This window comes from Telluria sp. AZSoR62 (assembly GCF_058111565.1).
The window spans coordinates 1-237 of the sequence record NZ_JBYTST010000589.1 but is presented as its reverse complement, the minus strand read 5'-3'; the positions used below and the strand labels follow the sequence as shown (position 1 = coordinate 237).

General features: G+C 51.9%; 1 pseudogene. It reads right to left on the bottom strand.

Annotated elements, in window-relative coordinates:
• Positions 1-200 (bottom strand): annotated as a pseudogene (locus AC3XQU_RS24850) (pilus assembly protein); the annotation flags it as partial.
• Positions 201-237 lie beyond the last annotated feature (37 nt).

The window sequence follows — 237 nt, the reverse complement described above, 5'->3', positions numbered from 1 at the left end:
ACAATTTCCGTTCGGTCGAACGCGCCTGGTTGTTTACCTAGTTTATCGAGCAGGTTCAGTTTGCCGACAAGCCGACCGTCTACGTACGCGATGTCATTTTTTACGATGACTTGATCACCTGGTAGCCCAGCGACCATTTTGCCAACAGTTTTACCTTCAAAATGGGGGCCCATGAGGCCGTTCTGTGGGACGAATGCCACGTAGTCCCCTCGCTCGATCTTTTGTGGCATGCCGTAG